Raw genomic sequence first — 19,936 nt, 5'->3', positions numbered from 1 at the left:
GTTATATTTTGGAAAAGAAAAAAATCTGGAAGGATGAGAGAGTTCAGGCAGGGGTTCTTGTCCTGGCAGCATTTTTGCTCCTGACTGCATGGGCGTTCATGCAGCCCCTGGGGGCAGGCCCCGATGAAAAAATGCGCTACATGGTGGCACAGTATCTTCATGAGCATCCGGGAAAGCTGCCTCTTGGAGATGAGCCAACCATCCGTGATGCGACATGGGGGATTTCCTATGCCTATTATCCGATCCTTTCCTATATGGTATCTGCTGTATTTATGGGAATCGCAGGTCTGTTCCATGCATCTGCAGACGGATTACTCCATGCGGCGAGGATGGCAGATGTGCTCTTTGTGACTGGAGCGGTATATTTTGTGGTGAAAGCATCCGGAAAGCTTTTTCCGAAAGAAGGAAGATGGCTGTTTGCCGCACTGGCAGGCTTTATGCCGCAGGCATTGTTTCTGGGGACTTATGTAAATACGGATTCCCTGGCACTTTTATCCATGGCGATGCTCCTGTATTCCTGGTCCTGTTGTCTGGAAGCGGGAGACTGGAGTTTCAGAAATTCGATCCTTCTGGCTGTTGGAATGGCAGTCTGTGCACTGTCCTACTATAATGCCTACGGATGGATCTTATGCAGCTTTCTGTTTTTCTGCCTGACAGTCCTTCTGTGCAGGGAAGAGCCGGTAAAACAGAGAGTTGCATTTCTGTTCCGGAGAGGGATCGTGATCGCGGCAGTAACCTTTGCCTTATGCGGCTGGTGGTTTATACGAAATGCCGTTCTCTATGACGGAGATCTTATCGGAAGAAAAGCCTGTGCACTGTGTGCGGAAAAATATGCGGCTGTTGATTACAGGCCGTCCAGATACCCTACACCGGAGAAGCTGAACTGGTCATGGAAGGATATCCTTCTGTATCAGGACCCGGGCTGGCAGCATAACTGGCTGCTGACAGTACTGGTAAGCTTTATCGGAACCTTTGGTCTGATGCAGATCTATATGCCTTATAATGTGAGCAAGGCATATTTCCTGTTCTTTGGAATGGGTGGGATCGGTATTTTAACCATGCTGGGAATGTTTTATCCGAAGAAACGTACTGTGGTAAAAGAACGAAAAGCAGCAGGAAGTGAAAAGCTGAAGATAAAAACAATAACCGTGTACGATAAATGGGACAGAAAAGGGATCTTTCATCTGCTGCTGATCCTTCTGATCCTGATCCCTGTTGGGCTGTTTATGTATTATGTATATTATAGTGACAACCAGGCACAGGGACGTTATATCATGCCGGCACTGTATCCGGCCATGTATTTTGTGACAGCCGGCTGGAATCGTCTGCTTGAGCGTTTTGTAAAAAAAGAAAATATCAGAATGTGGATATACCGGGTCCTGACAGCACTTCTGGCTGCTTCGCCGTTTTTATGCTATATCTTCCTGGTAGTTCCGTTTTATGGCTGACACCCCGATGGGTGAGATGGCAGAAAAAAATCCCTTCTATGTATCCGGATATGACCGGTACATAGGAGGGATTTTTTGATTCTGAAATATATTTGCCTGGGAACCAAGATCAGGAACGGATGATCCGGATCATGCGCCACAGCAGAAGGATAAGGAGCAGGATGCCCACACCGCCAATGGCAAAATACGGGATCTGGGATCTGGATTCGGAATAAGCTTTTGCAGAATCCATGTTTTCATCATTTTCCAGTACATCGGAGGAGCTTTCCTGGGAGGAATCCTCGACAACTGCAGTTCCCACCTGAGTTCCGCCAAAGGAATAGGTGCGTAAGATCTGACCATCAGATTCCGTATCTTCCGTAGTCAGGTCGTCTGCGGTCGCACCGGATGGAACCATTACAGTGCCGCCGGACAGGATGTGAAAATCATCCTCGCTGAGATTCAGAAGCTGGAAATTGGAAAAACCGTAATCCAGAAGTGAGATCGCTTCGTTGGCTGTCTGACCGGTCGCTCCGTTCATGACTACTGCGATCAGAGTAGTACCATTTCGCTGTGCAGCTGTGACAAGAACGCTTCCGGAAGCAGTGGTGGTACTTTCACGACCGCCGATACATCCTTCATAATAGGAAGCGGATGCAGGATCTGTCATGGTAAAAGAGCTTGTCAGGTTACGGGTACCGCCGGAAACATTGGTAGCCGGGATCGTATAGGAGGTGGCTCCGGAGATGGTGCGGAAGCTGTCATTACGGATAGCCGCCTGCATGATCAGAGCCAGATCATGTGCTGTGGTATGCTGGTTGTCATCCGGGAGACCGGTAGGATTGGTGAATACCGTATTGGTACATCCTAGCTCCTTGGCACGGTCGTTCATTTTCTGGACAAAGGCATCCACAGATCCGCCGATCTGTTCTGCGACCTGGAGAGCAATGTCATTGGCAGAGGCCAGCATCAGAGCATAAAGACACTGCTCTATGGTAAATACCTCTCCGAGCTGTGAGGAAATATGAGCGCCTCCGTCTGTAACACCGGATACACCGGTTTCTGTCATGGTAACCTGATCGTCAAGCTGGCTGTTCTCCAGTGCCAGAAGACAGGTCATGATCTTAACTGCGCCGGCCGGAGAAAGCGTGGTGTCCATATCCTTGGCATAGAGGATCGTATCGGAAGTATCTTCCATGATCACAGCAGATGCGGAAGTGATCTCAGGCCCCTGAGGCCAGCCGCTGATCCCATTGGTGGTAATACCGGAGGATGCAGCAACAGCGGTTCCTTCTGTGGCGAAAACTGGAGTCTGGAACACCATGGAAGCGGAGATCCCAATAGCCAGAAGCGCTGTGGTTATTCTTGATTTTTTCATGATAAATGGTACTCCTGTATAAAAAATAATTCTTATGTAAGCAATACATACGTAAACTCAGTATAACACATTTCCTCTCTTCCTTGCAAAAAAAATGATGGAATGGTAAAATATGTTCATCAAACTGTTACTGAGAACAGAGTGAACAGTAACATCAAACTGAGTAATACGGAGATAATATATGAGTAAAGATGATTCTACAGGAAAGATCCAATGGGACAGACTTATAAAGAAGCTTTCCCCCTATACAGTACAGAAGGGCTTAAGATACCTGAAGCATTATGGCCTGAAAGAGTTCTGGATCCGGCTTCATGAGCGTTTTGAACCGGAAGAGGTTCCTTACGGACCATGGTATGAGGCATACAGACCTGACGAGGAAACACTGGAGAAGCAGCGGAAACGCAAATTTCCGGATGGGCCGCTGATCAGCATTGTGGTACCTGCATATCTGACACCGGAGCGTTTTTTAAGACAGATGCTGGACTCTCTCCTTGCACAGACATATGAGAACTGGGAGCTGTGTCTGGCAAACGGAAGCCCGGAGGATCCGGACATGCAGACTGTGCTGAGATCCTATGCAGAGATGGACAGGAGGATCCGCTATCAGGATCTGAAAGAGAATCTTGGCATTGCAGAAAATACAAACGTAGCTTTTGCCATGGCAGAGGGTGATTTTATCGCACTTCTGGATCATGATGATCTGCTGGCACCTAATGCATTGTATGAGATCGCGGCGGCACTGGAGGAGCATCCGGAGGCGGATGTGATCTATACAGATGAGGATAAGGTCACGACAGATCTTTCTGAACATTTTCAGCCCCATCTGAAACCGGACTTTAACCTGGATCTTTTAAGATCCAATAATTATATCTGCCATTTTCTGGTGGTAAGACGTTCCGTAGTGCAGACAGTGGGCGGATTTCGCCGGGAATTTGACGGCGCCCAGGATTATGATTTCATTTTCCGCTGTGTGGAGCAGGCAAGGGAAGTGGTCCATGTACCGGAGATCCTTTATCACTGGAGGACCCACAAATCCTCCACAGCAGATAATCCGGCAAGCAAGATGTATGCTTTTGAAGCCGGCAGACGTGCCATTGAGGGGAATCTCAAACGGACCGGAACTCCGGGAACCGTGGAGCATACTCCGGATTTTGGATTTTACCGTGTGAAGTATCCGGTGCAGGGAGAACATCTGGTTTCTGTTATCATTCCGAACCGTGAGGAGAAAGAAACGCTTCAGGCCTGCGTGGAATCCATTTTTGAAAAAACTGCCTACAAAAATTACGAGATCATCGTTGTGGAGAACAACAGCAGCTCCGAAGAGATCTTTCGGTATTACAGAAAGCTTTCGGAGGATCCCAGGGTCCATCTGATCCGCTGGAAAAAAGGCTTCAACTATTCTGCCATCAACAATTTCGGGGTGCGCCATGCCAAAGGAGATTACCTGCTTTTTCTGAATAATGACGTAAAGGTCATCGATCCGGACTGGATGTCAGAGATGCTGAGCGTGTGCCAGCGTAAGGAAACAGGTGCAGTTGGCGTCAAGCTGATCTATCCGGATAACACCATTCAGCATGCAGGCTGCGTGGTGGGAATGGGCGGAATTGCCGGGAACATGTTTGTGAATATGCCGGCAGAGCGTACCGGATATCTCCATAAGGCCTCTCTTTTGCAGGATATGAGCTGTGTGACTGCAGCATGTATGATGATGAAGAAGGAAGTTTTTCTGGAGGCAGGAGGCTTTACGGAAGAGCTTGCAGTTGCGTTTAATGATGTGGATCTCTGTCTGAAGGTGCGAAGCCACGGCCATCTGATCGTCTATGATCCGTATGTGAAGCTCTATCATTACGAATCCAAGTCAAGAGGCACTGAGGACAGCGAGGAAAAGGTCCGCCGTTTCCAGACGGAGATTGAATACATGCGCTGTCACTGGCTGGATATCCTGAAAAAAGGAGATCCATACTATAACAAAAATCTTTCTTTAACCAAATGGAATTATTCCCTGAAGCCCCTTCCGGGAATGGGAAAGAAGAAGGGATAAAGCAATGCAGGAAGTATCAGTAGTCATACCAAACTTTAACGGAATGGCATATCTGGATGGTGTTCTTTCCAGTCTTGAAAGACAGACTATCCATAATTTTGAGGTTATACTAGTGGATAATGGTTCCACTGATGGCAGCTGTGCATTTGTTTCAGCGGAATATCCATGGGTACACATGATACAGCTTCCGGAGAATTACGGCTTCAGCAGAGCCGTCAATGAAGGGATCCGTGCGGCACGTTCCCCATATGTGCTGCTTCTGAACAATGATACGGAAGCGGAACCGGATTTCCTGGAGGAGATGGTTGCTGCCCTGCGCAGACATAAGAAGGCATTTTCCTGTCAGGCAAAGATGATCCAGCTTCATGACAGGGACAAGATGGATGATGCTGGAAATTATTACTGTGCCCTTGGCTGGGCTTTTGCCAGGGGAAAAGGCAAGGATATCCGCCATTATGACCGAGAGCAGAAGATTTTTTCCACCTGTGCGGGAGCTGCGATCTACCGTAAGAAATTTATTGACAGGATCGGAGATTTTGATGAGGAGCATTTTGCTTATCTGGAGGATCTGGATATCGGCTATCGTGCCAGGATCTGCGGTTATCAGAACTGGTATGCTCCAAAAGCGAAGGTTTATCATGTAGGAAGCGGCACCAGCGGCTCCAGATATAATCAGTTCAAGATCCGGTATTCTTCCAGAAACAATATTTATCTTATCTATAAGAATATGCCGTTTCTCCAGATCGTGCTGAACCTTCCGTTTTTTCTGGTGGGATTCGGTGCGAAGATCCTGTTTTTTGCATCCAAGGGATTCGGACGTGAGTACCTTGCAGGCATCAAAAACGGCTTTCAGATCAGCCGCAAAAACAAAAAAGTCAGATTTTCCATGAGGAATCTTCCGCGTTATATACAGCTCCAGTTTGAACTCTGGATCAACATTTTTAGGCGTTTTGCCGGTTAAGACATCATATTTTCACAGAATTTTTATATTTCGGAGGGAAGATTTTATTGCTTTTGAGTTTCATCTATTATAAGATAAAAGCAATGAACTTAAATGAGGTGGCGGAAATTGATTAAAGACAACCAGAAAAATTTCAGTCGTCTCCATATGCTGATCGATGTATTTGTGATCGCGGCCTCCTATGCCCTGGCCTGGTTGATCCGTTTTCAGGGAATTTTTGAACATTCGGCGGTCCAGTCCAAGACCGTCCAGGAATATATGTTTATGCTGATATTCATTATTCCGGGATATTTACTTCTTTATCAGGCCTTTGATCTTTATACACCGATGCGAATGCAGGGGCGTCGTCTCGTACTTGCCGGAATTGTGAAGGCAAATGCGTTAGGGCTCCTTATCATCATGTTTGCACTTTACAATTTTAAAGAGCTGGACTATTCCCGTCTTACTCTGGTTTCTTTCTGTGTGATCAATATCGTCCTGGAATGGTTTGTGCGTATGGTCATATTTTACATTCTCCGGGATATGCGCAAAAAAGGAATGAACCAGAAACAGGTGCTGCTGGTAGGATACAGCCGTGCTGCCGAGGAATATGTAGACAGGATCCTGCAGAATCCGCAATGGGGATATGTGATCAGGGGCATACTGGATGACAATGTGCCGGCAGGCACTACTTATAAGGGCGTTAAGGTGATCGGTCGAATCGCCAATCTGATGATCATCCTTCCATCCAGTCGTCTGGATGAAATAGCCATTACCCTGGGCTTAAGTGAGTATTATCGTCTGGAAGAGATCGTTGCACTCTGTGAAAAATCCGGCGTGCACACAAAATTTATTCCGGATTATAATAATATTATTCCGACCAAACCATATACAGAAGATATTCTCGGGCTTCCGGTGATCAATATCCGGTATGTGCCCCTGAGCAACACGTTTAATGCACTGATCAAGAGATCTATGGATATTGCAGGCGCGATCGTTGCGATCATTGTGTCCTCACCGGTGATGCTGGTGTTGTGTATGCTGATCAAGCTGACTTCGCCGGGACCGCTGATCTATAAGCAGGAACGTGTCGGGCTTCATAATCAGACTTTCCGGATGTATAAATTCCGTTCCATGGAGATCCAGAAAGAATCAGAAGAAAAAAAGGCGTGGACAGTAAAGAACGATCCAAGAGTTACCGGAATCGGTAAATTTATGCGTCATACCAGTCTGGATGAGCTTCCACAGCTTTTTAACATTCTGAAGGGTGAGATGAGTCTTGTGGGACCAAGACCGGAGCGGCCGTTTTTTGTAGAAAAGTTTAGGGAGGAGATACCACGTTATATGGTCAAGCATCAGGTGCGGCCGGGTCTTACCGGGTGGGCACAGGTAAATGGCTATCGTGGAGATACTTCTATCAGAAAAAGGATAGAGTGTGATCTGTATTATATCGAAAACTGGTCTGTGGGATTTGATATAAAGATCATGTTTCTTACCATATTCAAAGGATTTATTAATAAGAACGCATACTAAAAAGGGGAAAAGGAAAAGATGTCAAAACCTCGGAAAAAAAGCAAGAAGATTTTATTTATCCTGGAGATCGTCGTACTGCTCCTGTTTATCGGAGGTCTGTTCGTTTATGGTCAGATCTCAGCCAAACTGGATAAGATCGACATCCAGGAAACAGATCTTGCAGACCAGGATATTGTAACTAATGATCAGGCACCGCAGATGACGGGATATACCACCTATGCACTGTTCGGACTGGACCACAGAAGCAAGAATGAGAAGCTGAATACAGAGAACAGTGATACCATCATCATTGCGAGTATCAACAATGATACGAAGGCAGTCAAACTTGTGTCTGTCTATAGAGATACCCTTCTCAATGTAAAGGATGATACCTATTCCAAAGCCAATTCGGCATATGCATTTGGCGGACCGACCAACGCGGTTTCCATGCTGAATACGAATCTGGATCTGAATATCACAGATTATGTTGCCATTGATTTTAATGCGCTGGTAACTGTGGTAGACTGCCTCGGAGGATTGGACATCCCTCTTTCCTATGCGGAGATCGTTCATATGAACAATTACTGTGTGGAGACATCAGAGGAAACCGGAAAGAGCTACACACCGATCGAACTGCCGGATCCGAAGCCGGAGGATGAGGAAGCAATCGTAGATACCTATCATCTTAATGGTGTACAGGCTACCTCCTACTGCCGTATCCGTTATACTGCAAGTCTTGATATGGGACGTACCGAGAGACAGAGACGAGTGATCCAGATGATCGTAGATAAGGCGAAAAAGGCAGGACTTTCCACTATCTTTGATATTATGGATCAAGTATTCCCGATGGTCAAAACTTCTGTTTCCAAAACAGAGATCCTGAAGATGATCCCGGCTATGATCGGCTACAGTATTGATGAAACTACAGGCTTCCCCAATGATTATAAATTTGCCCAGGTAAAGGGCAGCGTTATCGTACCTACCACACTGGAATCCAATGTTCTGAAGATGCATCAGTTTCTGTATGGAGACACCAGTTACACTCCGACGCAGGATGTACTCAACAGAAGTGCCCAGATCACAAATATCGCAGGCGGAGGCGACGTGCAGGACACTGCACCTGCGGTGACAGATACACCGAATGACGCAACGGATGATTCGTACACGTGGCAGGGAGATACATCCACAGATTACAGCAGTACGGACACAAGTGATGATGCTGATTACAGCACAGACACAGATTATGATTCGGATTACTCCGGAGACGATTACAGCACAGATACGGATTATTCCGGAGACGATTACAGCACAGATACGGACGATTCCGATACGGATTATAGCGATTATACCGACGGAGAAGATTATTCGGAGAATGAATAAAACATCAAAATAAGCAACCAGCAGAAGGGACCATCCAGTAACGGGTGGTCCTTTCTGGACAGGAGACAAATATGAAAACATTAAAAACAGACGTGATCATCCCGGCATACCGTCCGGGAGAAGAATTTGAAAAACTGCTGGAAAGACTCAGCGCACAGAAATATCCTATCAATAAGATCCTTGTCATGAATACAGAAAAGAAATTCTGGAAAGAGACCTGGGAACAGGAATATCCGCTTGTGGAAGTCCGGCATCTTACAAAAGAAGAATTTGACCATGGCGGTACCAGAAGGCAGGCGGCAGAGCTTTCGGATGCGGAGATCCTTGTATTTATGACACAGGATGCAATGCCGGCAGACAGGGAACTGATCGGAGCACTGGTAGGAGCTCTTGCAGAGAATCCACAGGCAGGAGCCGCTTATGCGCGTCAGCTTCCAAAAAAGGACTGCAGATTTCTGGAAAAATATACCCGTTCCTTTAATTATCCGGAACAGTCCTGTCTGAAAACGGAAAAAGATGTACAGACCTACGGGATCAAAACATATTTCTGCTCCAACGTCTGTGCTGCTTATGATCACAGGATCTATGATGAGATTGGTGGATTTCCGGAGCATGCTATTTTTAATGAAGATATGATCTATGCAGGCTGGATGGTAAAAAAAGGCTATGGAGTTGCCTATGTATCAGAAGCGCGTGTATATCATTCTCACAATTACACCTGTATGCAGCAGTTCCACAGGAATTTTGATCTGGGAGTTTCCCAGGCGGAGCATCCGGAGGTTTTTGAAGGAGTGCCTTCCGAAGGTGAGGGCATCCGGCTGGTAAAAAAAAGCATGGCATATCTTCTGAAAACAGGCCACATATGGCTGATCCCCGGACTGTTTTTGCAAAGTGTCTCCAAATACGCCGGATATTTTCTCGGAAAACGATACAAAAAGCTCCCTGAAAAAATGATCCGCTCCTGCACCATGAATCCGGAATACTGGAAAAAGAACAAATAAGAGCAGGTCACGGTTTTTTAAAAGAGATATCACAGTTTAAACACAATTCCCTGTTAAACTGTCTTTTATAAGAGAAATAAATGTTACTGAGAACGGAGTGAGCAGTAATAGATACATGCATCAGATAACATAGAAGGGAGCACCAGAGGCATGAGTGAAGAGAATAAATGGGGGACAGACTTGCCGGATGAGGATAAGAATGCTTCGGCAGAACAGAAACCGCTGACGCATCCTTATTCTGAGGGACGCAGGATGCAGGAGAGCAGACAGGACAGCGATGCAGGTGCCGGACAGAGTGAAGGCACTTCGCAGGAGAAACCAAAATACGGACATTATGAGGTGCACCAGCCTCAGGCCGGTAATTATGCCGGTGGAAATATACCGCCCAAAAAGCCGCGGAAAAAGAGAGATTTTTCAGGCAACAACAGCTTTGGAAAGAAAGCAGCCACTGCGGTGGCACTGGCTGTGATCTTTGGGCTGGTAGCCGGAGTGGTTTTTCAGGGCGTGAATATTGCAGCAGATAAATACAGAGGAAATGACAGCAGTACAACGATCGGAAAGACAGAAACAGTTACCGGGACAGAGGACAGTACTGACAGTAGCTCTGCGGATTCTACTGTGAAGGATATTGTGGCAGAGAGTGGTACAGTGGCCGGTGTAGCCCAGGCAACCATGTCTTCTATCGTTGCCATTACATCTGTCAGTGTGCAGGAGATCCCAAGCTTTTTCGGATATGGAACGAGGCAGTATCAGAGTGCAGGAAGTGGTTCCGGTATTATTGTAGGAGAAAATGACAGCGAGCTTCTCATTGCGACTAACAACCATGTGGTATCTGGAGCGACTACACTTACTGTGTGCTTTGCAGGCAGTGATGTGGTAGGAGCGGAAGAAGAAACCCAGGCTATGGCAAGCAGCTCCGATGGAGATGCGGATGTGGATAACGCAGTTTCTGCCAAGATCAAAGGCACCGATGAAGAGAATGATCTGGCAGTGGTGGCAGTGGAGAAATCCGATATTCCGGATGAGACCATGGATGAGATCAAGATCGCACAGATGGGAAGCTCGGACGATCTTGTAGTCGGTGAGCAGGTGGTTGCCATTGGCAATGCACTGGGCTATGGACAGTCAGTTACCTCCGGATGGATAAGTGCCCTTAACAGAAGCATCAGTACAGAGGACGGAGAAGCCAGCGGACTGATCCAGACTGATGCAGCGATCAATCCCGGAAACAGTGGCGGTGCACTTCTGAACATGAACGGTGAAGTGATCGGTATCAATGCGGCCAAGTATGCAGACAGTCAGGTGGAAGGCATGGGATATGCCATTCCAATCTCCAAGGCAGAGCCGATTCTGGAAGAACTGATGAACCGCGAAACCAGGGATAAGGTGGAAGATTCTTCCAAGGTAGGATATATGGGAGTCAAGGCTGCCGATCTTACAACAGAAGCCATCCAGATGTATAATATGCCGGCAGGTGCTTTTATTACTGAGGTAACGGAAGGTGGCGCAGCAGATAATGCAGGGATCAAAAAAGGCGATATCATTGTGAAGCTGGATGGACAGAAGGTAAGCGGCAAGGATGACCTTGTTGATAAGCTGCAGTATTATGAGGCAGGAGAAACCATCGAAGTGGTGATCTCCAGAGCGAACAGCGGAGAGTACAAGGAACAGACGGTTGAAGTGACCCTCGGAAGCAAACCCTCTTCTGACAAATAAAAGAAAATACAGGATAACCATTTATAAACCGGGGAGCTGCATAAGAACATGCAGCTCCCCGGTTTATAAAAACTTAATTTGATACAGCCGGATTATGTGCTATAATATGCATAATAAAAACCAGAAAGGAAATGTTATGGCAGATCAGTTTGATAATAATAAAGATAATGACCAGGAGCAGAAATACGAGAAATTCTGTTTTTTATGTCGCAGACCGGAGAGTCAGGCAGGGAAGATGATCGACCTTCCTAATCATATACATATCTGTGCGGATTGCATGCAGAAAAGCTTTGATACTATGAACACCCAGATGAACAATGGAAATTATTCCGATCTTTTTAACATGCCGAATGTGAGCATGATCGATCTCAGCAGTTTCCAGAATCCCGGAAACCAGGCGAAGAAGATTAAGAAAAAATCAGAGACTCCGAAGCCGGTGATCGATCTCAAAGATATTCCTGCACCACATAAGATCAAAGCAACTCTGGATGAATATGTGATCGGACAGGAATATGCCAAGAAGGTAATGTCTGTAGGTGTATACAACCATTATAAAAGAGTTGCCACAGATACCATGGATGATATTGAGATCGAGAAATCCAATATGCTGATGATCGGACCTACAGGCTGCGGTAAGACTTATCTGGTGAAGATGCTTGCCAGACTTCTTCAGGTACCGCTTGCCATTGCAGATGCCACATCTCTTACAGAGGCCGGTTATATCGGTGATGATATCGAGAGCGTAGTATCCAAGCTGCTTGCAGCTGCAGATAATGATGTGGAGAAGGCAGAGCACGGGATCATTTTCATCGATGAGATCGATAAGATCGCAAAGAAGAAGAATACCAACCAGAGAGATGTCAGCGGAGAGGCTGTCCAGCAGGGACTTCTGAAACTTCTGGAGGGAAGTGAAGTGGAAGTTCCGGTAGGTGCTACCAGCAAGAATGCCATGGTACCTATGGTGACTGTAAATACAAGGAACATTCTGTTTATCTGTGGCGGTGCGTTCCCGGATCTTGAGAATATCATCAAAGAAAGACTGAATAAACAGGCGTCTATCGGATTTTATGCAGATCTGAAGGACAAATATGATGATGATCCGCATGTGCTGGAGAAAGTAACGGTAGATGATCTCCGTGCATTTGGAATGATTCCGGAATTTATCGGTCGTCTTCCGATCATCTTTACCCTGAACGGGCTGACGGAAGATATGCTTGTGAAAATCCTCAAGGAGCCGAAGAACGCCATTCTGAAACAGTACAAGAAGCTTCTGGCACTGGATGAAGTAAAACTGGAGTTTGAGGACGGTGCCTTACATGCCATTGCCCGTAAGGCATTGGAACGCCATACAGGAGCCAGAGCTCTCCGGGCTATCCTGGAGGAATATATGCTGGATATCATGTATGAGATCCCGAAGGACGACAATATCGGTGAGGTCGTGATCACAGAGGGATACATTCAGGGCAACGGAGGTCCGAAGATCCTTATGCGTGGACAGGAGATCCCGGCACTGGAAGGATAAGAAACAAGAAGATTCTTTAATATATAAAGGAGCGTGACAGATATGGCAAAAAGCAGTTTTTGGGATGATCTGGGAAACACACTGACAAGAAAGGCAAAGGGCTTAAGTTCCAGAGCAGAGAATCTCTATGAGATCCAGAAGATCCGTAACAAGCTCTCTGCACAGGAGCGTATGACCGAAAAGCTGATGATGGATATCGGAAAGATGATCTATACACGTTATGAGCAGGGAGAAGCCGTTGACGGTGAGACGGGAGCTATCTGCGAGGAAATCAGCCAGCACATGCTGGAGGCGGATCACTATAGAGATGCGATCGCTGCCAGTAAAGGGGAGAAGTTCTGCCCGGCCTGCCATAAGGCGGTGATGCGGGAGGCCAGCTTCTGTCCGTATTGCGGAGCGGCGTGTCCTACAGCGGAGCTGGAAGAGAAAGCTGCCGATGTGATCGAGCAGGCAGATGAGGAGCTTGAAGAGGCTGCTGAGGCAGAGGTGACAGAAGTACCGGAGACAGAAGCGGAAGAAAACGCAGAAGCTACAGAAGTGGCAGCAGATCCGGAAGAGACAGTAGAAGCGTCAGAAGTAGTAGAAACAGCAGAAACCGCAGAAGCGTCAGAAACAGAAACATCAGGATCAGATCCGGAATTGGAAGAGAAAAGAACGGAAGTGGGATCTGCAGAAACAGAGGAGCCTGCGGCTGATCCGGAAAATACAGAAACAATAGAAGAAAAAACAGAATAACCATAAGCATATAAGGCAGGCTTTCCCCAGTGGAAGCCTGCCTGAATATTATGCGGACCACAGAAATAAGGAGGGGGAATAATGTTGTGGAATTTACTGACGGCGGGAATCTTTGGTACAGACTATTATATAAAGAAAAAAATCAACACATCGGAAAAGAAAGATCTGAAGGAAAAGTGCCTGGGAGGCAGACTGATCGTAAGAAATTGCCATAATCATGGGATGATGCTTGGAATATTAAAAAACAAAGATAAAGAATTCCTGAGAGATCTTGCATCTATGGTGCTGGGCGGTGCGATCTGGGAGTATATACGTACTTCCGGAGAAAAAGGCACACGCATATCCAAGCTTGGGCTTTCCATGATCCTGGGCGGCGGTCTGAATAATTATACGGAACGTCGCAGAAAGGGATACGTCACGGATTATATGAGCCTGAATGTGGAAAATCCGAAGCTTAAGAAGGTCGTATTTAATATTTCGGATCTTTTCATATTTACAGGTGCGCTTCTCTGGGGCGGGAGCGAGATCTTTTCTGAAAAAGAAAAATAAATAAAAAAACAGAAGTGCCGGTGTTGGGCGCTTCTGTTTTTTTGATTTTGGATAAAATAAAAAAGAATGCAGGAAATGGGACTTGAACCCACACGATCTTGCGACCACAGGCACCTGAAGCCTGCGCGTCTGCCAATTCCGCCATTCCTGCATTTTTTCAACCGGCTTGCTTTGCTTTGTTTGCTCCGCTCGTCGACTGCTCACTTATAATAACTCAGGAATTGGATAATGTCAATAGAAAAATTCAAAAAAATTAAAAAAATTCAAAAAAAATATTTTAAGTTAGTTTTATACATTTTTTTTGCATATGGTGTTGAAAAATGACGATTCCTGTGATACAATCTTGAAGATTTAGGATAAAATAAGAGAACAAAGAAAGGGAGATTGTATGAAAGCATTTCTGATATTGGAAGATGGCCATGTATTTACAGGAACTAGCATTGGTTCTGCAAGGGAAGTCATCAGTGAAATTGTCTTTAACACTTCCATGACCGGTTATCTGGAAGTAATGACAGATCCTTCTTACGCAGGACAGGCGGTGTGTATGACATATCCGCTGATCGGAAACTACGGAATCTGTTATGATGACCAGGAATCAAGGAAGCCGTGGATTGACGGATTTATTGTACGCGAATTATCACGAGTTCCCAGCAACTTCAGAAGCGTAGACACCATTCAGCATTTTCTGAGCAAAAACGACATTCCGGGAATCGCAGGAATTGATACCAGAGCACTGACTAAGATCCTTCGTGAGAAGGGAACCATGAACGGAATGATCACAGTTGATGAGAACTATGACCTGGATACAATCATCCCCAGATTAAAAGCATATACAACAGGAAAAGTGGTAGAGAAGGTTTCCTGCCGCGAAAAGGAAGTGCTTAAGGGGAACGGACCGAAGGTTGCCCTTCTTGATCTGGGCGCCAAGAAAAACATTGCACGCTCACTGAATGAGAGAGGATGCCAGGTTACTATTTACCCGGCTCTGACATCTGCAGAAGAAATCCTTGGAGACAATCCGGACGGCATCATGCTCAGTAACGGACCTGGAGATCCGAAGGAATGTACTTCTATTATTAAAGAAATCAAAAAACTTTACGACTCTGATGTACCGATCTTTGCCATCTGTCTTGGACATCAGCTTATGGCTCTTGCAACAGGCGGAGACACCCATAAGATGAAATACGGTCACAGAGGCGGAAATCATCCGGTTAAAGACCTTGAGACAGGAAGAGTATATATTTCCTCCCAGAACCATGGCTACGTTGTAGACGCAGAGGGACTTGAGGAGAAAAATATCGCACATCCTGCATTTGTAAACGTCAACGACGGAACAAACGAGGGTATGGCATATAACGGAAAGAACATCTTTACTGTACAGTTCCATCCGGAAGCATGCCCTGGACCACAGGATTCCAGTTACCTTTTTGACAGATTCATGAAGATGATGGGAGGAGAGAAATAATGCCAAGGAATAAGGACATAAAAAAAGTACTTGTAATCGGCTCAGGCCCGATCATAATCGGCCAGGCAGCAGAGTTTGACTATGCAGGAACCCAGGCATGCCGCTCCCTGAAGGAAGAGGGCATGGAGGTTGTACTTTTAAACTCCAATCCTGCTACCATCATGACAGATAAAGACATCGCAGACAGAGTTTACATCGAGCCTCTGACTGTTGAAGTCGTAGAGCAGCTGATCCTCAAAGAGAAACCGGACAGTGTACTTCCTACACTGGGCGGACAGGCAGGTCTGAACCTTGCCATGGAGCTTGAGGAAAAGGGCTTCCTGAAAGAGCACAATGTACGTCTCATCGGTACCACAGCAGCAACGATCCGTAAAGCTGAGGATCGTCAGGAATTTAAGGATACAATGGAAAAGATCGGCGAGCCGGTTGCAGCATCCAAGGTCGTAACAACTGTAGAAGACGGTGTTGCGTTTACTCAGACTATCGGTTATCCGGTTGTTCTCCGTCCTGCATATACACTTGGCGGAAGCGGCGGTGGTATCGCGCATGATGAGCCGGAGCTTCGTGAAATCCTTGAGAATGGTCTCCGTCTTTCCCGTGTAGGCGAGGTTCTTGTAGAGAGATGTATCGCCGGATGGAAAGAAATCGAGTACGAGGTAATGCGAGACAGCGCAGGAAACTGCATCACAGTCTGCAACATGGAGAACATTGACCCGGTTGGTGTCCATACCGGTGACTCCATCGTAGTTGCTCCTTCCCAGACCTTAGGAGATAAAGAGTATCAGATGCTCCGTACATCTGCACTTAACATCATCACAGAGCTTGGCATCACAGGTGGATGTAACGTACAGTACGCTCTTCATCCGGAGAGCTTTGAGTATTGCGTTATCGAGGTTAACCCTCGTGTAAGCCGTTCCTCCGCACTTGCAAGTAAGGCTACCGGTTATCCGATCGCCAAGGTTGCAGCCAAGATCGCACTGGGCTACACACTGGATGAGATCCCGAACGCCATCACAGGCAAAACATATGCAAGCTTCGAGCCGATGCTGGATTACTGTGTTGTTAAGATCCCGCGTCTGCCATTTGATAAATTCATCACAGCAAAACGTACACTGACTACACAGATGAAGGCTACCGGTGAGGTTATGAGTATCTGCCATAACTTTGAGGGTGCTTTAATGAAGGCTATCCGTTCCCTGGAGCAGCATGTAGACAGTCTGATGTCCTATGATTTCTCACATCTTTCTGATGAAGAACTGATGGACGAGCTGAACATTGTGGATGACCGCCGTATCTGGAAGATCGCAGAAGCCCTGAGACGAAATGTTTCCCAGGAGAAGCTTCATGATATCACAAAGATCGACATCTGGTTCATCGATAAGCTGGCTATCCTTGTTGAGATGGAGCAGGCTCTGAAAACTCAGAAGCTGGACAAAGACCTTCTTCTGGAAGCAAAACGTCTGGAGTTCCCGGACTACATCATCGCAGACCTGACAGGAAAGACAGAAGCTGAGATCAAAGACCTGCGTAAAGAGTACGGCATCCGTGCAGCATACAAGATGGTTGATACCTGTGCAGCAGAGTTTGCGGCAGCGACACCATATTACTATTCTGTATACGGCGATGACCAGACAGAGAACGAAGCAATCGAGACAAAAGATAAGAAAAAGATCCTGGTACTTGGTTCCGGCCCGATCCGTATCGGACAGGGTATCGAGTTCGACTTCTGCTCTGTACATTGTACATGGGCATTTGCGAAAGAGGGATATGAGACGATCATCATCAACAATAACCCGGAGACAGTAAGTACAGACTTCGATATTGCAGATAAGCTGTATTTTGAGCCGCTGACACCGGAAGATGTTGAGAATGTTGTAAATATCGAGAAACCGGACGGAGCTGTTGTTCAGTTCGGTGGACAGACAGCCATCAAGCTTACAGAGGCACTGATCAAGATGGGCGTTAAGATCCTCGGAACATCTGCTGAGAACGTAGATGCTGCAGAGGATAGAGAGCTCTTTGATGCCATCCTTGAGAAATGTGAGATCCCGAGACCGAAGGGACATACCGTATTCACAGCAGAAGAGGCGAAAAAAGCAGCCAATGAGCTGGGTTATCCGGTACTTGTCCGCCCGTCCTATGTACTTGGAGGACAGGGAATGCGTATCGCTGTCAGCGATGAGGACGTGGAAGAGTACATCGGAATCATCAACCAGATCGCACAGGAGCATCCGATCCTTGTTGATAAGTACCTGATGGGTAAAGAGATCGAGGTCGATGCAGTATGCGACGGTGAGGACATCCTGATCCCTGGAATCATGGAGCACATCGAGCGTGCAGGTATCCACTCCGGAGACAGTATTTCTGTATATCCGGCACAGACCATCAGCCAGAAAGCAAAAGATACCATCGCCGAATACACACGTCGTCTTGCACAGGCACTTCATGTTATCGGTATGATCAATATTCAGTTCATCGTTGTAGGCGAGGATGTATATGTCATCGAGGTTAACCCGCGTTCCAGCCGTACAGTACCGTACATCAGCAAGGTAACAGGAATCCCGATCGTTCCGCTTGCAACAAGAGTTATCCTTGGACATAAGATCAAAGAGCTTGGTTACACACCGGGACTTCAGAAAGAAGCAGAGTACTTCGCAATCAAGATGCCGGTATTCTCCTTCGAGAAGATCAGAGGCGCAGATATCAGCCTTGGACCGGAGATGAAATCCACAGGTGAGTGCCTTGGTATTGCTAAGACCTTCAACGAGGCTCTTTACAAAGCATTCATCGGGGCAGGAATCCGTCTTCCGAAACACAAACAGATGATCATCACTGTTAAGGATGAGGATAAAGAGGATATCATCCCGATCGCAAAACGCTTCGAGGCTCAGGGATACCGTATCTTCGCAACAAGAGGTACAGCAAATGTCCTGACTGAGAACGGAATCAAGGTAACACGTACCAACAAGCTGGAGCAGCCGTCTCCGAACCTGATGGACCTGATCCTTGGCCACAAGATCGATGTTGTCATCGATACACCGCCACAGGGTGTTGAGCATCAGAAAGATGGTTTCGTGATCCGTCGTAATGCCATCGAGACAGGTGTCAATGTGCTTACAAGCCTTGATACTGCAGAGGCTCTGGTCACAAGTCTTGAGAATACAGACCTGAACCACCTGACTCTGGTAGATATCGCCACCATCGACAATCGATAATAAATTGTAAATTCTGTGAAATAAAAAATTAAAAGTTTACGAATTGTCAAATATGTAATATACTGATAAGGACGGGGCCGTCGTTCACATACCGGCCCTGTCCTTATCTTGCTTTTAGAAAGGAGTTAACATGATTTTTATAGAATTACTGAAGGTTATCCTTCTCGGTATTGTGGAGGGAATCACCGAGTGGCTTCCGATCAGCAGTACCGGACATATGATCCTTGTGGATGAGTTCATCAAGCTGAATGTATCCGAGGCATTTATGGAATTTTTCCTGGTGGTGATCCAGCTTGGCGCGATCCTGGCAGTTGTTGTACTGTACTGGAACAAGCTGTGGCCTTTTTACATAAGAAAAATCCCGAAGAAAACACAGATGGCACTGCGTAAACAGCCGGCAGTACCCAGAACTGTCCTTACTTTTGTAGAAAAATACTGTGATAAGGATAAGTGGATCCTCTGGTTTAAGATCCTGGTAGCATGTCTGCCGACGATCATCATCGCTCTTCCTTTTAATGACATTATTGAAAAGAAATTTTACAACTATGTGGTCGTTGCCATCATGCTGATCGTTTATGGTGTGCTTTTTATCGTTATCGAGAACTACAACAAACGCCGCAGACCAACCTGCACCAGACTGGATGAGCTTTCCTTTAAGACAGCGCTGATCATCGGCTGCTTCCAGGTGCTTTCCGTGATTCCGGGAACATCCCGTTCCGGATCTACCATTATCGGAGGAATCCTTGCAGGAACATCCCGTACAGTTGCAGCAGAATTTACCTTTTTCCTGGCAATTCCGGTTATGTTCGGAGCAAGTCTTCTGAAACTGGTCAAATTCGGTTTTGCCTTCAGCTCCACAGAGCTGATCATCCTGATCGTAGGTGTTGTGGTATCCTTTGTGGTATCTGTTCTTGCCATCAAATTCCTGATGGGATATATCAAGAAACACGATTTTAAAGTATTCGGCTGGTACAGGATCATTCTTGGTATCCTGGTGCTCGGATACTTCGTTGGAAAAACATTTTTAGCATAAAACTGCAATCTGGAGGTAATCA

At 46.4% G+C, this 19,936-nt stretch carries 14 protein-coding genes and 1 tRNA gene; 13 read left to right on the top strand and 2 right to left on the bottom strand.

Going from position 1 to position 19,936, the window contains the following annotated elements; translation table 11 throughout:
- The first annotated feature begins 8 nt into the window (after positions 1-8).
- The gene (locus DMI82_RS05910) at positions 9-1,448 is read left to right on the top strand and encodes a DUF2142 domain-containing protein (RefSeq protein ID WP_242981817.1); all 1,440 of its coding nucleotides are present in this window, start codon (positions 9-11) and stop codon (positions 1,446-1,448) included.
- Positions 1,449-1,557: 109 nt separating this feature from the next.
- Here DMI82_RS05910 and DMI82_RS05905 read toward each other — a convergent pair whose 3' ends face one another.
- On the bottom strand, positions 1,558-2,805 hold the full coding sequence (locus DMI82_RS05905) for a D-alanyl-D-alanine carboxypeptidase family protein (RefSeq protein ID WP_110102805.1): 1,248 nt from the start codon (positions 2,803-2,805) through the stop codon (positions 1,558-1,560).
- A gap of 181 nt (positions 2,806-2,986) precedes the next feature.
- On the opposite strand from DMI82_RS05905, the gene DMI82_RS05900 reads away from it, so the two are divergent.
- The 9 genes from DMI82_RS05900 (at position 2,987) to DMI82_RS05860 (ending at position 14,201) form a co-directional block, all read left to right on the top strand.
- Positions 2,987-4,846 carry a glycosyltransferase family 2 protein gene (locus DMI82_RS05900; RefSeq protein WP_110102804.1) on the top strand — a complete coding sequence of 620 codons (1,860 nt, stop codon included), beginning with the start codon at positions 2,987-2,989 and terminating at the stop codon, positions 4,844-4,846.
- Between the two features lie 4 nt (positions 4,847-4,850).
- A complete protein-coding gene (locus DMI82_RS05895; protein ID WP_110102803.1) occupies positions 4,851-5,807 on the top strand; it encodes a glycosyltransferase family 2 protein in 957 nt (318 codons plus the stop codon).
- A 108-nt stretch (positions 5,808-5,915) separates the two neighbouring features.
- Positions 5,916-7,319, top strand: coding sequence for an undecaprenyl-phosphate glucose phosphotransferase (locus tag DMI82_RS05890; RefSeq protein WP_022426969.1), 1,404 nt, complete (start codon positions 5,916-5,918; stop codon positions 7,317-7,319).
- A gap of 18 nt (positions 7,320-7,337) precedes the next feature.
- A complete protein-coding gene (locus DMI82_RS05885) occupies positions 7,338-8,678 on the top strand; it encodes an LCP family protein (protein WP_022426970.1) in 1,341 nt (446 codons plus the stop codon).
- Between the two features lie 71 nt (positions 8,679-8,749).
- Positions 8,750-9,679, top strand: a complete 930-nt coding sequence (locus DMI82_RS05880; RefSeq protein WP_021651914.1) for a glycosyltransferase family 2 protein — start codon at positions 8,750-8,752, stop codon at positions 9,677-9,679.
- Positions 9,680-9,829: 150 nt separating this feature from the next.
- Positions 9,830-11,395, top strand: a complete 1,566-nt coding sequence (locus tag DMI82_RS05875; RefSeq protein WP_110102802.1) for a S1C family serine protease — start codon at positions 9,830-9,832, stop codon at positions 11,393-11,395.
- 136 nt (positions 11,396-11,531) lie between these two features.
- A complete protein-coding gene (clpX, locus tag DMI82_RS05870) occupies positions 11,532-12,917 on the top strand; it encodes an ATP-dependent Clp protease ATP-binding subunit ClpX (RefSeq protein ID WP_022426973.1) in 1,386 nt (461 codons plus the stop codon).
- 42 nt (positions 12,918-12,959) lie between these two features.
- Positions 12,960-13,652 carry a zinc ribbon domain-containing protein gene (locus DMI82_RS05865; protein WP_110102801.1) on the top strand — a complete coding sequence of 231 codons (693 nt, stop codon included), beginning with the start codon at positions 12,960-12,962 and terminating at the stop codon, positions 13,650-13,652.
- Between the two features lie 81 nt (positions 13,653-13,733).
- On the top strand, positions 13,734-14,201 hold the full coding sequence (locus DMI82_RS05860) for a signal peptidase II (protein ID WP_021651918.1): 468 nt from the start codon (positions 13,734-13,736) through the stop codon (positions 14,199-14,201).
- A gap of 67 nt (positions 14,202-14,268) precedes the next feature.
- Here the strand turns inward: DMI82_RS05860 and DMI82_RS05855 are convergent.
- Positions 14,269-14,352, bottom strand: a tRNA-Leu gene (locus DMI82_RS05855).
- Between the two features lie 237 nt (positions 14,353-14,589).
- Here DMI82_RS05855 and DMI82_RS05850 point away from each other — a divergent pair.
- The 3 genes from DMI82_RS05850 to DMI82_RS05840 all read left to right on the top strand — a co-directional run bounded on the left by DMI82_RS05850 (position 14,590) and on the right by DMI82_RS05840 (position 19,914).
- Positions 14,590-15,666 carry a carbamoyl phosphate synthase small subunit gene (locus DMI82_RS05850; RefSeq protein ID WP_015527400.1) on the top strand — a complete coding sequence of 359 codons (1,077 nt, stop codon included), beginning with the start codon at positions 14,590-14,592 and terminating at the stop codon, positions 15,664-15,666.
- Positions 15,666-18,881 carry a carbamoyl-phosphate synthase large subunit gene (gene carB, locus DMI82_RS05845; RefSeq protein ID WP_110102800.1) on the top strand — a complete coding sequence of 1,072 codons (3,216 nt, stop codon included), beginning with the start codon at positions 15,666-15,668 and terminating at the stop codon, positions 18,879-18,881. The genes DMI82_RS05850 and carB overlap by 1 nt, the downstream gene beginning before the upstream one ends.
- Positions 18,882-19,011: 130 nt before the next feature.
- Positions 19,012-19,914: an undecaprenyl-diphosphate phosphatase gene (locus DMI82_RS05840; RefSeq protein WP_021651920.1), complete on the top strand. Its 903-nt coding sequence runs from the start codon at positions 19,012-19,014 to the stop codon at positions 19,912-19,914.
- Positions 19,915-19,936 lie beyond the last annotated feature (22 nt).

This window comes from Blautia sp. BCRC 81119, from assembly GCF_003184505.1.
Classification (GTDB): domain Bacteria; phylum Bacillota; class Clostridia; order Lachnospirales; family Lachnospiraceae; genus Blautia_A; species Blautia_A fusiformis.
The sequence above is the reverse complement of the archived record's forward strand: the minus strand, read 5'-3'. Positions and strand labels throughout refer to the sequence as shown.

Excerpts from the sequence above, each read along its gene's own strand:
- DMI82_RS05875 (WP_110102802.1), top strand. The coding sequence starts at position 9,830 with ATGAGTGAAGAGAATAAATGGGGGACAGACTTGCCGGATGAGGATAAG.
- clpX (WP_022426973.1), top strand. The coding sequence starts at position 11,532 with ATGGCAGATCAGTTTGATAATAATAAAGATAATGACCAGGAGCAGAAA.
- DMI82_RS05905 (WP_110102805.1), bottom strand. The coding sequence starts at position 2,805 with ATGAAAAAATCAAGAATAACCACAGCGCTTCTGGCTATTGGGATCTCC.
- DMI82_RS05840 (WP_021651920.1), top strand. The coding sequence starts at position 19,012 with ATGATTTTTATAGAATTACTGAAGGTTATCCTTCTCGGTATTGTGGAG.
- DMI82_RS05860 (WP_021651918.1), top strand. The coding sequence starts at position 13,734 with ATGTTGTGGAATTTACTGACGGCGGGAATCTTTGGTACAGACTATTAT.
- DMI82_RS05865 (WP_110102801.1), top strand. The coding sequence starts at position 12,960 with ATGGCAAAAAGCAGTTTTTGGGATGATCTGGGAAACACACTGACAAGA.
- DMI82_RS05880 (WP_021651914.1), top strand. The coding sequence starts at position 8,750 with ATGAAAACATTAAAAACAGACGTGATCATCCCGGCATACCGTCCGGGA.
- DMI82_RS05900 (WP_110102804.1), top strand. The coding sequence starts at position 2,987 with ATGAGTAAAGATGATTCTACAGGAAAGATCCAATGGGACAGACTTATA.
- DMI82_RS05885 (WP_022426970.1), top strand. The coding sequence starts at position 7,338 with ATGTCAAAACCTCGGAAAAAAAGCAAGAAGATTTTATTTATCCTGGAG.
- DMI82_RS05850 (WP_015527400.1), top strand. The coding sequence starts at position 14,590 with ATGAAAGCATTTCTGATATTGGAAGATGGCCATGTATTTACAGGAACT.
- carB (WP_110102800.1), top strand. The coding sequence starts at position 15,666 with ATGCCAAGGAATAAGGACATAAAAAAAGTACTTGTAATCGGCTCAGGC.
- DMI82_RS05895 (WP_110102803.1), top strand. The coding sequence starts at position 4,851 with ATGCAGGAAGTATCAGTAGTCATACCAAACTTTAACGGAATGGCATAT.